This window comes from Streptomyces sp. NPDC051636, from assembly GCF_044453765.1.
In the GTDB taxonomy this organism is placed as follows: Bacteria; Actinomycetota; Actinomycetes; order Streptomycetales; family Streptomycetaceae; genus Streptomyces.
In genome coordinates this window covers 39,934-52,078 of sequence record NZ_JBITDA010000012.1, presented here as the reverse complement: position 1 = coordinate 52,078, position 12,145 = coordinate 39,934, and the positions used below count along the sequence as shown (strand labels likewise).

Annotated in this window: 15 protein-coding genes; 14 read left to right on the top strand and 1 reads right to left on the bottom strand. The window is 69.6% G+C overall.

Annotation, left to right across the window (positions count from 1 at the left end):
* Window position 1 precedes the first annotated feature (1 nt).
* From ACIBBH_RS21760 to prcA, 4 genes are read left to right on the top strand one after another with little or no spacing between them, the layout of a single operon-like run.
* Window positions 2-220: a ubiquitin-like protein Pup gene (locus ACIBBH_RS21760; protein WP_361440735.1), complete on the top strand. Its 219-nt coding sequence runs from the start codon at window positions 2-4 to the stop codon at window positions 218-220.
* 31 nt (window positions 221-251) lie between these two features.
* A complete protein-coding gene (locus ACIBBH_RS21755; RefSeq protein WP_399407250.1) occupies window positions 252-845 on the top strand; it encodes an endonuclease VII domain-containing protein in 594 nt (197 codons plus the stop codon).
* Window positions 797-1,642, top strand: a complete 846-nt coding sequence (gene prcB, locus ACIBBH_RS21750) for a proteasome subunit beta (protein ID WP_399406945.1) — start codon at window positions 797-799, stop codon at window positions 1,640-1,642. Before ACIBBH_RS21755 ends, prcB begins: the two co-directional genes overlap by 49 nt.
* Before the next feature lie 59 nt (window positions 1,643-1,701).
* A complete protein-coding gene (prcA, locus tag ACIBBH_RS21745) occupies window positions 1,702-2,448 on the top strand; it encodes a proteasome subunit alpha (protein ID WP_399406943.1) in 747 nt (248 codons plus the stop codon).
* Window positions 2,449-2,502: 54 nt separating this feature from the next.
* Here prcA and ACIBBH_RS21740 read toward each other — a convergent pair whose 3' ends face one another.
* The gene (locus ACIBBH_RS21740) at window positions 2,503-3,522 is read right to left on the bottom strand and encodes a LacI family DNA-binding transcriptional regulator (RefSeq protein ID WP_399406941.1); all 1,020 of its coding nucleotides are present in this window, start codon (window positions 3,520-3,522) and stop codon (window positions 2,503-2,505) included.
* A gap of 111 nt (window positions 3,523-3,633) precedes the next feature.
* On the opposite strand from ACIBBH_RS21740, the gene ACIBBH_RS21735 reads away from it, so the two are divergent.
* The 10 genes from ACIBBH_RS21735 to tatC all read left to right on the top strand — a co-directional run bounded on the left by ACIBBH_RS21735 (window position 3,634) and on the right by tatC (window position 12,081).
* A complete protein-coding gene (locus tag ACIBBH_RS21735; RefSeq protein WP_399406939.1) occupies window positions 3,634-4,893 on the top strand; it encodes an MFS transporter in 1,260 nt (419 codons plus the stop codon).
* A gap of 9 nt (window positions 4,894-4,902) precedes the next feature.
* The gene (gene pafA, locus ACIBBH_RS21730) at window positions 4,903-6,264 is read left to right on the top strand and encodes a Pup--protein ligase (protein ID WP_399406937.1); all 1,362 of its coding nucleotides are present in this window, start codon (window positions 4,903-4,905) and stop codon (window positions 6,262-6,264) included.
* A gap of 160 nt (window positions 6,265-6,424) precedes the next feature.
* Window positions 6,425-7,423: an FKBP-type peptidyl-prolyl cis-trans isomerase gene (locus tag ACIBBH_RS21725; protein WP_399406935.1), complete on the top strand. Its 999-nt coding sequence runs from the start codon at window positions 6,425-6,427 to the stop codon at window positions 7,421-7,423.
* Window positions 7,424-7,518: 95 nt separating this feature from the next.
* Window positions 7,519-7,899 carry an FKBP-type peptidyl-prolyl cis-trans isomerase gene (locus tag ACIBBH_RS21720; RefSeq protein ID WP_399406933.1) on the top strand — a complete coding sequence of 127 codons (381 nt, stop codon included), beginning with the start codon at window positions 7,519-7,521 and terminating at the stop codon, window positions 7,897-7,899.
* A gap of 129 nt (window positions 7,900-8,028) precedes the next feature.
* Window positions 8,029-8,982, top strand: a complete 954-nt coding sequence (locus ACIBBH_RS21715; RefSeq protein WP_399406932.1) for a helix-turn-helix transcriptional regulator — start codon at window positions 8,029-8,031, stop codon at window positions 8,980-8,982.
* Window positions 8,983-9,000: 18 nt separating this feature from the next.
* Window positions 9,001-10,050, top strand: coding sequence for a helix-turn-helix transcriptional regulator (locus tag ACIBBH_RS21710; protein WP_399406930.1), 1,050 nt, complete (start codon window positions 9,001-9,003; stop codon window positions 10,048-10,050).
* Complete coding sequence (locus ACIBBH_RS21705; protein ID WP_399406928.1) at window positions 10,047-10,340, top strand: hypothetical protein; 294 nt, start codon at window positions 10,047-10,049, stop codon at window positions 10,338-10,340. The genes ACIBBH_RS21710 and ACIBBH_RS21705 overlap by 4 nt, the downstream gene beginning before the upstream one ends.
* 10 nt (window positions 10,341-10,350) lie before the next feature.
* Complete coding sequence (locus tag ACIBBH_RS21700) at window positions 10,351-10,545, top strand: hypothetical protein (RefSeq protein ID WP_399406926.1); 195 nt, start codon at window positions 10,351-10,353, stop codon at window positions 10,543-10,545.
* Between the two features lie 260 nt (window positions 10,546-10,805).
* Window positions 10,806-11,084 carry a Sec-independent protein translocase subunit TatA gene (gene tatA / locus ACIBBH_RS21695; protein ID WP_399406924.1) on the top strand — a complete coding sequence of 93 codons (279 nt, stop codon included), beginning with the start codon at window positions 10,806-10,808 and terminating at the stop codon, window positions 11,082-11,084.
* Window positions 11,085-11,130: 46 nt separating this feature from the next.
* Window positions 11,131-12,081: a twin-arginine translocase subunit TatC gene (gene tatC / locus ACIBBH_RS21690; RefSeq protein ID WP_399406922.1), complete on the top strand. Its 951-nt coding sequence runs from the start codon at window positions 11,131-11,133 to the stop codon at window positions 12,079-12,081.
* The last annotated feature ends 64 nt before the right edge of the window (window positions 12,082-12,145 follow it).

The following is a 12,145-nucleotide window of genomic DNA, read 5'->3' as shown; positions in this document are numbered from 1 at the left end:
TATGGCGACCAAGGACACCGGCGGCGGCCAGCAGAAGGCGACGCGCTCCACCGAGGAGGTCGAGGAGCAGACGCAGGAAGCGCAGGGCTCCGAGGACCTCAAGGAGCGGCACGAGAAGCTGAGCGATGACGTGGACTCCGTCCTGGACGAGATTGACGATGTCCTGGAGGAGAACGCAGAGGATTTCGTTCGAAGCTTCGTTCAAAAAGGTGGCGAGTAACCTTCGAATTGAAGGCAGCGGGGCGCAAGAGTTGGCAAATCAAGAGGGGTGGAAGCGTTGCGTGCGGTGTGGCGAGGACAAGCCGCACGCAGCCTTCGCTCGCAGGCGGTCTCACCTGGACGGTCTGCAACGGCACTGTCGAGAGTGCGCGTCGGACTATCACCGCAAGCGGCAGGAGAGTCTGGGGCGGAAGGTCCGCCCCAGGGCGGACGTGCCCGAGGGGCACAAGCTGTGCCTGAAATGCGGCGAGATAAAACCGTGGAGCCAATGGCACCGCAATGCAACGGCGCCCGAGGGGCTTTCGACGCGTTGCAAGGCATGCCGGGCAGTCGAGGGGCGAGCGGGACACCTGGAGCGGCAGTACGGCATAACGGAAGTCGAGCGCGACGAGTTGATCGCCGCCCAAGGGGGCGTCTGCTGCATATGTCTTGCGGCTCCGCCCGCACATGTGGATCACTGCCATGAGACGGGTAGGGTCCGTGGCGTACTGTGCTTCAGCTGCAACGCCGCACTGGGGCAGTTCAAGGATCAGCCCGAGGCCATAAGGCGGGCTGCTGCATACGTGGAAGGAAACGCGTGGAAGCCAACACTCGTAGCACCGGGCGTCTACCAGCTGCCTTCCTGACGCCAGGATCCTCTTCTTTCATGGACTTCCTCTCCGAGCACCAGCCCGAGCTGCTGCCCGGCAACCGTCAGCTCCCCCCGACCCAGGGTGTGATCGAGGCGCCGCACGGCACCACCATCGTGGCCGTGACCTTCCCGGGCGGTGTCGTGCTCGCCGGTGACCGCCGGGCCACCATGGGCAATGTGATCGCGCAGCGGGACATCGAGAAGGTGTTCCCGGCGGACGAGTACTCGGCCGTCGGTATCGCCGGCACCGCCGGTCTCGCCGTGGAGATGGTCAAGCTCTTCCAGCTGGAGCTGGAGCACTTCGAGAAGGTCGAGGGCGCTCAGCTGTCCCTTGAGGGCAAGGCCAATCGCCTGTCGACCATGATCCGTTCCAATCTCGGCATGGCCATGCAGGGCCTGGCCGTGGTGCCGCTCTTCGCCGGTTACGACGTGGACCGCGACAGGGGCCGTATCTTCTCCTACGACGTCACGGGCGGCCGTTCCGAGGAGCACAACTACGCCGCCACCGGCTCCGGCTCGATCTTCGCGCGCGGTGCCATGAAGAAGCTGTTCCGCGAGGATCTGACCGAGGAACAGGCCACGACCCTCGTGGTGCAGGCCCTCTACGACGCGGCAGACGACGACTCGGCGACCGGTGGTCCCGATGTCGCCCGCCGGATCTACCCCATCGTCACCGTGATCACCGAGGACGGCTTCCGCCGGCTCACCGAGAACGAGTCCTCCGAGATCGCCCGCGCGATCCTGGAGCGGCGGCTGGAGCAGCCCGACGGCCCGCGGGCCGCGCTGCTGTAGGCCCCGGCCCTCCTTGCCCAGGTGATCCAGTGACTTCCACAGAAAGGGACGGATAACCGGTGTCGACGCCGTTCTATGTCTCACCCCAGCAGGCCATGGCCGACCGGGCGGAGTACGCCCGCAAGGGCATCGCCCGTGGCCGCAGCCTCGTGGTGCTCCAGTACGCCGACGGCATCGTGTTCGTCGGTGAGAACCCGTCCCGCGCGCTGCACAAGTTCAGCGAGATCTACGACCGGATCGGCTTCGCGGCCGCCGGCAAGTACAACGAGTACGAGAACCTGCGGATCGGCGGCGTGCGCTACGCCGACCTGCGCGGTTACACCTACGACCGGGACGACGTGACGGCCAGGGGTCTGGCCAACGTCTACGCCCAGACGCTGGGCACGATCTTCTCCAGCGCGGCCGAGAAGCCGTACGAGGTGGAGCTGGTGGTCGCCGAGGTGGGGGAGACCCCGGAGGGCGACCAGATCTACCGCCTTCCGCACGACGGCTCGATCGTGGACGAGCACGGCTCGGTCGCGGTGGGTGGCAACGCCGAGCAGATCAGCAGCTTCCTGGACCAGCGCCACCGCGACGGCATGTCGCTCGCGGAGGCGCTGAAACTGGCCGTGCAGGCCCTGTCCCGTGACACCAACGGCAGCGAGCGGGAGATCCCCGCCGAGCGGCTGGAGGTGGCGGTGCTGGACCGTACGCGTCCGCAGAAGCGCAAGTTCAAGCGCATCGTCGGCCGCCAGCTCGCCCGTCTGCTGGAGGTGAACGGTGCGAGCACGGAGGCGGAGAGCGCCGAGGAACCCGACGAGACATAGCCCGTCCCGCTCCTGATGTGCCCCGGCCGACGCAACGGCCGGGGCACAGGCGTGTCAGGAGGTGCTGCGTGGTGGCGCCGTGGAGCCCCGTACCACCAGTTGCACCGGGATGTCGCCACCCTCGGGCTCCCGGCCCTCCAGGACCGCGAGGAGGGCCCGCATGCCCCGCTCCCCGAACAGTTCCGCGTCCAGCCGTACGGTCGTCAGCTCGGGGTCGATGGCGGTGGCGAGGGCGAGGTCGTCGAGGCCGGTGACGGAGATGTCGTCGGGTACGCGCAGGCCGAGGCGGCGCAGGGCCTTGTAGGCGCCCGCGGCGAGTTTGTCGTCGTCGCAGACGAGGGCGGTCGGGCGAGGGGCGGGGCCGGACAGGGCGGCTTCGGTGGCGGTCAGGGCGCCTTCGATGGAGATGGGGGCGTGAATCGTACGTACCTCGGTGCCCGCGACGGTGCCCACCCGCGCCGCCAGCTCGCGCGCGCGTACCTCGAATGTCCAGGAGGCCACGTCCGCGGCGAGGTGCAGGAAGTGCCGGTGGCCCAGTCCCAGGAGATGTTCGACGACCTGTCGTACGCCGTCGGTGATGTCGAGGTTGACGGTGGCGGCTCCCAGGCTGCCCCCGGGGTCGCTGTCGAGCATGACGAGGGGCAGCTGGTCGCCGCGGATGGCGGTGAGGGCGTCGGCGGCCATGGAGGAGGCGATGACGCCGTCGAGGGCGGCCTGGGCGGAGGCGAAGGGATTGCGGGCGGGGCCGATGCCTTCGGGGGAGGGGTACAGGACGACTCCGAAGCCGTGCTGGGCGGCGACGCGGGCGGCGCCGGTGTAGACGCCGGCGAAGAACTCGGTGGTCAGGGCCGGTACGACCAGCAGGACGGTGCGGGTGCGGCCGAGGCGCAGATTGCGGGCGGCGAGGTTGGGGCGGTAGCCGAGGTCCTGGGCGGCCTGGCGTACTCGTTCCGCGGTGGTCTGCGAGACCCGGCCGCGCCACTTGTCGCCGAGGACGAGTGAGACGGCCGCCTGCGAGACGCCGGCGGCCTGGGCGACGTCCCGGCTCGTGGGGCGCGTGCTGCTGCGTGCCACCGTGGGTGCGCTCCTTAGGGCTGGGTCTGCGCCGGTCCTTCGTCTGGACGCGTGACAGCGCACATGGTACGTATGGGCGTCGACGTTATACGTAAAACCTGGAGGCAGCGGATGGCCGCGGGATACCTGGAAATCCTCAGGGCGAGGCACGCGGTCCGGCTGCTGACCGGCACGCTGGTGGGCCGCCTGCCGAACGCCACGGCCGCCATCGCGCTGGTGCTCTTCGTCCGTGCCGAGGGCGGCACGTACAGCCTCGCCGGGGCGCTGGCGGCCGTCTACGGCACGGCCACCGCCGTGGGTCAGCCGGTGCTGGGGCGGCTGGTGGACCTGTTCGGACAGCCGCGCGTCCAGCTGCCGGCCGTGATCGCCTCGGCCCTGGCCATGACCGTCTTCGCCTTCTCCGGCACCGGCCCGCTGCCGCTCGCCTGTGCCGCCGTCGCCGCGGCCGGGCTGTTCACCCCGCCCCTGGAGGGCGGGCTGCGTGCCCTGTGGCCCTCCGTGCTGCGCCGGGAGGACCAGGTGCACACGGCGTACGCGATGGACGCCGTGGCCCAGGAGGTCATGTTCACGGTCGGACCGCTGCTGGTGACGCTGTGCGTGTCGCTGTGGTCGGAGCGGGCCGCGCTGCTCGTCCTGAACGCCGTCGGCGTGCTGGGCGCGCTGTCCGTGGTCGTCTCGCCGCCCTCGCGCGCGTGGCGCTCGGCGCCCCGCGAGGCGCACTGGCTGGGTGCCCTGCGCTCGCCCGGCCTGCTGGTCCTGCTGGGCGCCTTCCTGTTCGTGGGCATCGCGCTGGGCTCGATCACCGTGGCGTCGGTGCCGTACGCGGACGAGCACGGGGGCGACGCGGTGTACGGCTGGCTGATGGCGGCGCTGGGCCTGGGGGCGCTGGTGGGCGGCACGGTGTACGGGGCGCGACGGTGGAGCGGTGTGCCCGAGCGGCGACTGAGGGTGCTGGTCGGTCTTCTGGCGGTGTGTTACCTGCCGCTGATGCTGATGCCGGGCGCGGTGGCGATGGTGCTGCTCACGGTGGTCTCCGGGGTGTTTCTCGCGCCGTGCATCGCCTGCGCGTTCATCATCGTCGACCGGCACGCGCCGAGCGGTACGGTGACCGAGGCCTTCTCCTGGCTTGTGACGACGTTCACAGTGGGCGCGTCCGTGGGAACGGGCCTGGCCGGTCCGGTCGTCCAGGCGGGCGGCGCGCTGTGGGGATTCGCCGTGCCGGGCGCCGCGGGGGCGGTGTCGCTGCTGGTCCTGCTGGCCACGGGGCGGGTCCTCGCAGCTCCCGCCGGGAGCGCGGTCGTTGCGGCTTCATCGGAAAATGATCCAAATCGTGCTGCCGAACCCCGTTTCAGCTCGGGGGATCGGGCGTAATGTTCACTCATGGACCGCCGCATTTTCGGGCTGGAGAACGAGTACGGCGTCACGTGCACGTTCAGGGGACAGCGCCGCCTGTCGCCTGACGAGGTGGCGCGGTACCTCTTCCGCCGTGTCGTGTCATGGGGCCGCAGCAGTAATGTCTTTCTGCGTAACGGCGCCCGGCTCTATCTCGACGTGGGATCACATCCGGAATACGCGACACCCGAATGTGACAATGTGACCGAACTGGTCACCCACGACAAGGCCGGCGAGCGCATTCTCGAAGGACTCCTGGTGGACGCGGAACGACGCCTGCACGAGGAGGGAATCGCGGGCGACGTCTACCTCTTCAAGAACAACACCGACTCGGCGGGCAACTCCTACGGTTGCCACGAGAACTATCTGGTGGCCCGGCACGGGGAGTTCTCCCGGCTCGCGGACATCCTCATCCCGTTCCTGGTGACGAGGCAGCTGCTGTGCGGTGCGGGCAAGGTCCTGCAGACGCCGCGCGGTGCCGTCTACTGCGTCAGCCAGCGGGCGGAGCACATCTGGGAGGGCGTCTCCTCGGCGACGACCCGCTCCCGGCCCATCATCAACACACGTGACGAACCGCACGCGGACGCCGAGCGCTACCGCCGGCTGCACGTCATCGTGGGCGACTCGAACATGTCCGAGACGACCATGCTGCTCAAGGTCGGCGCCACCGACCTGGTACTGCGCATGATCGAGGCGGGCACCGTGATGCGCGACCTCACCCTGGAGAACCCGATCCGGGCGATCCGCGAGGTCAGCCACGACATCACCGGCCGCCGCAAGGTGCGCCTGGCCAGCGGCCGCGAGGCCTCCGCGCTGGAGGTGCAGCGGGAGTACTACGAGAAGGCCGTGGACTTCTGCGAGCGCCGCGGCATCCGCAGCGGCACGGTCGAGCAGGTCCTGGAGCTGTGGGGCCGCACGCTGGACGCGATCGAGACCGAGGACCTCGACCGCATCGGCACCGAGATCGACTGGGTGATGAAGTACAAGCTCATCGAGCGGTACCGGGCCAAGCACAACATGACGATGTCGCATCCGCGGGTCGCCCAGATAGACCTCGCTTACCACGACATCCACCGCCGTCGTGGCCTGTACTACCTGCTGGAGAAGAAGGGCCAAGCCACCCGGATCTGCAACGACTTGAAGATCTTCGAGGGCAAGTCGGTTCCCCCGCAGACCACTCGGGCCCGGCTGCGCGGCGATTTCATCCGCCGGGCGCAGGAGCAGCGCCGGGACTTCACGGTGGACTGGGTGCACCTGAAGCTCAACGACCAGGCGCAGCGCACCGTGTTGTGCAAGGACCCGTTCCGTTCGGTGGACGACAGGGTGGAGAAGCTGATCGCCGGAATGTGATCCGGGCGCTGCCGGGCCGGGCGTTTGCGGATAAAGCGTTTCTGCACACGAATGCCGGAACGTCACACGGGCGCCGTACGTTTCCCGTACGGCGCCCTTCTCACGCCGTAGAGTTGCGCGCACGCCATCCACAAGATCGACCGATTACGAGGCTCCCCCCGTGCGCCGACGCTCACTTCTCCTTGCCGCCGTACCCGCAGGACTGGTCACGCTCGCCGGATGCGGCGACGACTCGTCCGACTCGAGCAAGGCGACCGCGTCGCCGTCGGCGTCCGCCTCCCCGCCGCCGAAGATCGTGGACGGGCCGGTGCCGGCCATCACCGCGGGCGTGAAGTTCGGGGAGAAGCCGACGGTCGCCAAGGGTGCGGGCGACCCGTCGAAGAACCTCGCGGTGAAGACGGTGATCGCGGGCAGCGGCCGCACGATCGCGGAGAACGACTTCGTCCGGGCACACTACCTGGGCCAGATCTGGGACACCGGGAAGGTCTTCGACAACTCCTACGACCGCAAGGCGCCGCTGGTCATGCAGCTCGTTCAGGGCGGCCCCATCGACGGCTGGCGGTACGGTCTGGCGGGCAGGAAGGTCGGCAGCCGGGTCGAGCTGGCCGTCCCTCCGACCTGGGGGTACGGCAAGTCGGGCAACCCGGACGCGGGCATCAAGGGCACCGACACGCTGGTCTTCGTCGTCGATCTGCTGGACTCCTTCAACTCGAAGAGCTCCAGCAAGGGCAAGGTGGTCGCGCAGACCGACGCGGCCCTGCCGACGGTGGGCACCAAGACCGACGGCAGCGCCCCCTCGATCAAGGTCCCCAAGACGGACCCGCCGAAGAAGCTCGTGTCGCACTACGTCCTGGAGGGCGACGGCGACGAGGTCAAGGCGAGTCAGGCCGTCCTGTGCCAGTTCAAGGGCGTGGTCTGGGACAGCGGCAAGACGTTCCAGGCGACGTACGGCACGGGGCGGCTGAGCCAGTTCTCGCTGGAGCAGATGCAGCAGGTCGTCAAGGGACTGGCCCAGGGCCTCACCGGCAAGAAGGTCGGCAGCCGCGTCCTGATCGTGGTGCCCCCGGACCTGGCCTACGGCAACACCCCGCCCAGCGGCGGACCCGTGAAGAAGGGCTCCACCCTGGTGTTCTCCGTGGACATCCTGGCGGCGATGTAGCGCCGCAGGCGGTGGCCCGCCCGTCGCGGGCGGGACCGGCCGGGAGATGAAAGACTGTCCGCGTTCCGAGTCGTACACAAGCAGGAGCTTTAGACGTGAGCATCGACAAGCCCGAGATCGACTTCCCGGGCGGCGAGCCCCCGGCTGACCTCGAGATCAAGGACATCTGGGAGGGGGACGGCGAGGTCGCCGAGGCCGGCGACTTCGTGAAGGTCCACTACGTGGGCGTCGCCTTCTCCACCGGTGAGGAGTTCGACGCCTCCTGGAACCGCGGCACCCCGCTGGACTTCCAGCTCGGTGTCGGCCAGGTCATCCAGGGCTGGGACAAGGGCGTGCAGGGCATGAAGGTCGGCGGTCGCCGCCAGCTGGTCATCCCGGCGCACCTCGCGTACGGCGACCGTGGCGCCGGTGGCCGGATCGCTCCGGGCGAGACGCTGATCTTCGTCTGTGATCTGGTGGGCGTTGCCAAGCGCTGACCGATCCTGGTCGAACGAGGGCTCATGCTGTGCGCATGGGCCTTCGGCTTTTGTATCGGCTTTTGCCGCGACACTCCGGAGCGGTACGGTCATCGGTTGGAACCACCATAGGGAAGGCGAAGGGCGTCGATGGCCATTGCCAAGGCCGAGCGGCTGATGAACCTGGCGCTGTGTCTGCTGGGAACACGGCGGCCGCTCAGCAAGCGCGAGCTGCGCGAGTCCATTGAGGCCTACCTGGAAGCCGGCTCGGACGACTCCTTCAGCCGGATGTTCGAGCGCGACAAGGACGACCTGCGCGAGCTCGGCCTGGTCATCGAGACCGTAGAGAACCTGGACGGCGAGGTCGGCTACCTCGCCCGCCGCGACAGCAACCGCCTGCCGCCCATCACCCTGGACGCCGAGGAGGCCGCCGCCCTGGGCCTGGCCGCCAAGGTCTGGCAGCAGGCCCGGCTGGCCGGCGCGGCCAGCGGCGCCCTGCAGAAGCTGCGCGCGGCCGGGCTGCCCGAGGACGTCGACCCGTACGAGGCGCACGGCGCCCTGGAGCCGCGCATCCCGGTGCACGAGGCCGCCTTCGAGCCGCTGATGCTGGCCTGCCGCGACCGCCGCCCGGTCCTCTTCGACTACCGCAAGGCCTCCGCCGCCCACCCGGAGCCCCGGCACGTGGAGCCGTGGGCGCTGGAGTGCTGGCGCGGCCACTGGTACCTGGCGGGCTGGGACCGCGACCGGGGCGCCGAGCGCGTGTTCCGGCTGTCGAGGATCACCGGCAGGGTGCGCACCCGCGGCAGCGGTTTCACCGCCCCGGTCCCCGACGTGGTCACCGTCCGCGAGACCGTCGCGAGCTGGGCGGGCGAGATCGCCGACCGTACGGCGCTGATCCGGCTGCGTCCGGGCGCCGGTTACCCCCTTCGGGCGAAGGCCACCTCGGTCCGGGAACTCGGTGACGGCTGGGACGAGTTGCAGATTCCGTACGGGCACGGGCTGGATGCCTGGCTGGTGGAGTTCGGTCCGGACGTGGTGGTCCTGGAGCCCGCCGAGCTGCGGGCCGACGTGGTGGACCGGCTGCGTGCCGTGGCCAAGGGCTGAGGGGGAGCGAGCAGGACAGTGGCAGGCAAACCGGTCAGGCCCGTGAACGCCATCGACCAGACCCGGCGGATGCTCTCCCTGGTGACGTATCTGCGCGAGCGCCCCGGGGCCCGGGTCGCGGACGTGGCGCGCGCCTTCGGGATCACCGAGGACGAGCTGGTCTCCGACCTCGACGTGCTGCCCATGTGCGGCACCAGCTTCCGCGGCGGCGATCTGCTCGACATCGACACCGACGGTGAGCGCATCTGGTGGCACAATCCCGCTGCCCTGGGCGCGGAGGCCGCCGAGCCGCTGAGGCTCGCCGCCGACGAGGCCACCGCCCTGCTGGTGGCCGCCCGCGCCGTGGCCACCCTGCCGGGACTGCGGGAGGGTGACCGGCAGGCGCTGCTGCGGGCGACGGCCAAGGTGGAGACCGCGGCCGGTGAGGCGGCGGGCGCCAGCTCCCGGCTGTCGGTGACCTTCGAGTCCGAGGGCGGCGTCTTCGCCGACGTCGACCGGGCGATCTCCGAGCGCCGCCGGCTGTGGATCCGCTACTACTCGCCGGCCCGGGACGAGGTCACCGAGCGCGAGATCGACCCCATCCGCCTGGTCAGCGTCGGCCACACCTATGTCGAGGCCTGGTGCCGCCGCTCCGAGGCGCGCCGCACCTTCCGGCTCGACCGGGTCGCCGAGATCCGGATCCTCGACGAGCCGTCCGCCCCGCCCGAGATGGAACTGCGGGACCTCTCCGAGGCCCTGGTGCAGCCCGCCGCCGAGGACCCGGAGGTCGTCGTCGAGGTCGGCCCCGGAGGCCGCTGGGTCGCCGAGTATTACCCGCACGACAGCGCGGATGAGCTCCCCGACGGCGGACTGCGTATCACTCTGCGCACCCCCGATCCGGCCTCGCTCAGACGGCTGGCGCTGCGTCTGGGCCGCGACGGCCGGATCGTCTCGCCGCCCGAGCTGGCCGCCAGCGCCCGCCAGGCGGCGACCGAGGCGCTGGCGGCGTACGACGCGGCGCAGGGTGACCGTGCGGTGGACGGCGGCGTTCACGACGGGCTGTACGACAGGCAGGAGCGAGGGCTTTGAGCGAGTCTCCGGTGTCCGGTACGAGGGAAATGACGGTCGCGGCCGCCTTCGCCGGGATGAAGAGAGTGGTCCCCGTGGTGTTCAGGGCGGGCTGCCCGGACTGCCGGGGCCGTTTCGAGCTCTCCGCGAGCGCCCTGCGCCTGGCGATCGGCGCCAGCAGCCGGACGACCTTCTACTCCTTCACCTGCCCCGAGTGCGGCGCGTCCGTCCGCAAGCCCGCGGGGGAACGCATCGTCGAGCTGCTGACCGGAGGCGGGGTCAGGACACTGCGGCTGCACTCCACCGTCTAGGCTCGGCGTCATGTTCTGGCCGATGTTCGCGGTAGCTGTGGGTTTCCTGGGTCTCGCCGTCCTCGGTGTGCTGGCGGTCCGGGTCTTCCTGGAGGCGCAGCGCCTGGGCAGGCAGGTCGCCGAGTCCGCGCGCCGTATCAACAGGGCGGCCGAGGACCTGGAGCGGGCGTCGGTGAGCGCCGCCCGGGCCGCGGACTCGCTGTGAGTCCTGCTGCGACGGCCCTGTGAGTCCTGGGCCGCAAGCGTTTTGGGGCACTTCGCCCTGTCACGCGGGCCACTGCGGCAGGTACGCTGCTGGTCGTGGTCCGGAAAACGAGGCCCGTACTGCAGACCGGGAGTACGCACGGGGATTGCCTCACGTTTACCCCAGAGCGTTACGATCGCTGTCAGCACGATCTCTCGGACACATGTCCGACTGCTCGGACAGCACCCCACCCAGCCGCCTCGGTGAGAAGGTAAAGACTTATGTTCGGAAGGCTCGGCGCCCCCGAGATCATTCTCATCCTCGTCGTCATCATCCTGCTGTTCGGCGCGAAGAAGCTTCCGGACATGGCCCGCTCGCTCGGCAAGTCCGCGCGCATCCTCAAGAGCGAGGCCAAGGCGATGAAGGAAGAGGGCAACTCCTCCGCCCAGGCGTCCGGCACCGGCGAGCAGCCCCCGGCGCAGCGCACCATCCAGGCCGCTCCCGGCGACGTGTCCACCTCGCGCCCGGTCAACGAGCCGACGGACACCACCCAGCGCTGACGCAGGGCCGGAGTCTCCGGCCTGCCGCACGAGATGAGGACGTGGGTTGCTCAAGCCTGCCCGCAAGAAGGAGAGGGATCCCGAGGGGCGGATGCCCCTTGTGGATCACCTTCGTGAGCTCCGCAACCGGCTCGCGAAGGCGTTGCTGGCCATCGTCGCCGTCACGGTCGTGGCAGCCTTCTTCTACAACGACATCATCAACTTCGTCACCAAGCCGGTGCTGGACTCGGTCGGCTGCGCGAAGACCTTCGAAGAGCTGGCGAAGTCGGACGACAAGACCCAGCAGTGCGCGCAGATCACGATCAACGGCCTGCTGACGCCCTTCACGCTGGCCCTGAAGGTGTCCCTGATGGCCGGTGTGGTGCTGGCCACCCCGGTGTGGCTGTACCAGCTGTGGGCCTTCGTCGCCCCGGGCCTGCACAGGCACGAGAAGAAGTACGCCTACGCCTTCGTCGGCACCGGCGTCCCGCTCTTCCTGGGTGGCGCCTACTTCGCCTACGCGGTGCTGCCCACCACGGCGAAGGTCCTGATCGGCTTCACGCCGCACGGCGTGAACAACCTGCTGCCGCTGGACGACCTGCTCGACCTGGTCACCCGCATGGTGATCGTGTTCGGTCTCTCCTTCGAGCTGCCCCTGCTGCTGGTCATGCTCAATCTGACCGGGGTGCTGAGCGGCAGGCGCATGCTCGGCTGGTGGCGCGGGATGATCATGGGCATCACGGTCTTCGCGGCCGTGGCCACGCCCAGCACCGACCCCATCTCCATGCTGGCGCTCGCCGGGCCGATCTGGGTGCTGTACTTCGCCGCGGTGGCCTTCTCGCTGCTCAACGACAAGCGCAAGCGCCGCCGCGAGGCCGAGGGTCCAGACGACGACGAGGCCGCCGAGCTGGACCTGACTCCGGAGGACGTCGGCGAGGTCGAGCCGGTCTCCGCCGGCCGGGCGGTGCCCGAGCAGGCGGGCACGGACCGGGTCAACGGATACGACGACGTGACCTGACGGGCCTGTCCACCGGACCGAGACAGGTGCCCGCGTCCCGGGGACGCGGGCACCTGTCGTTGTG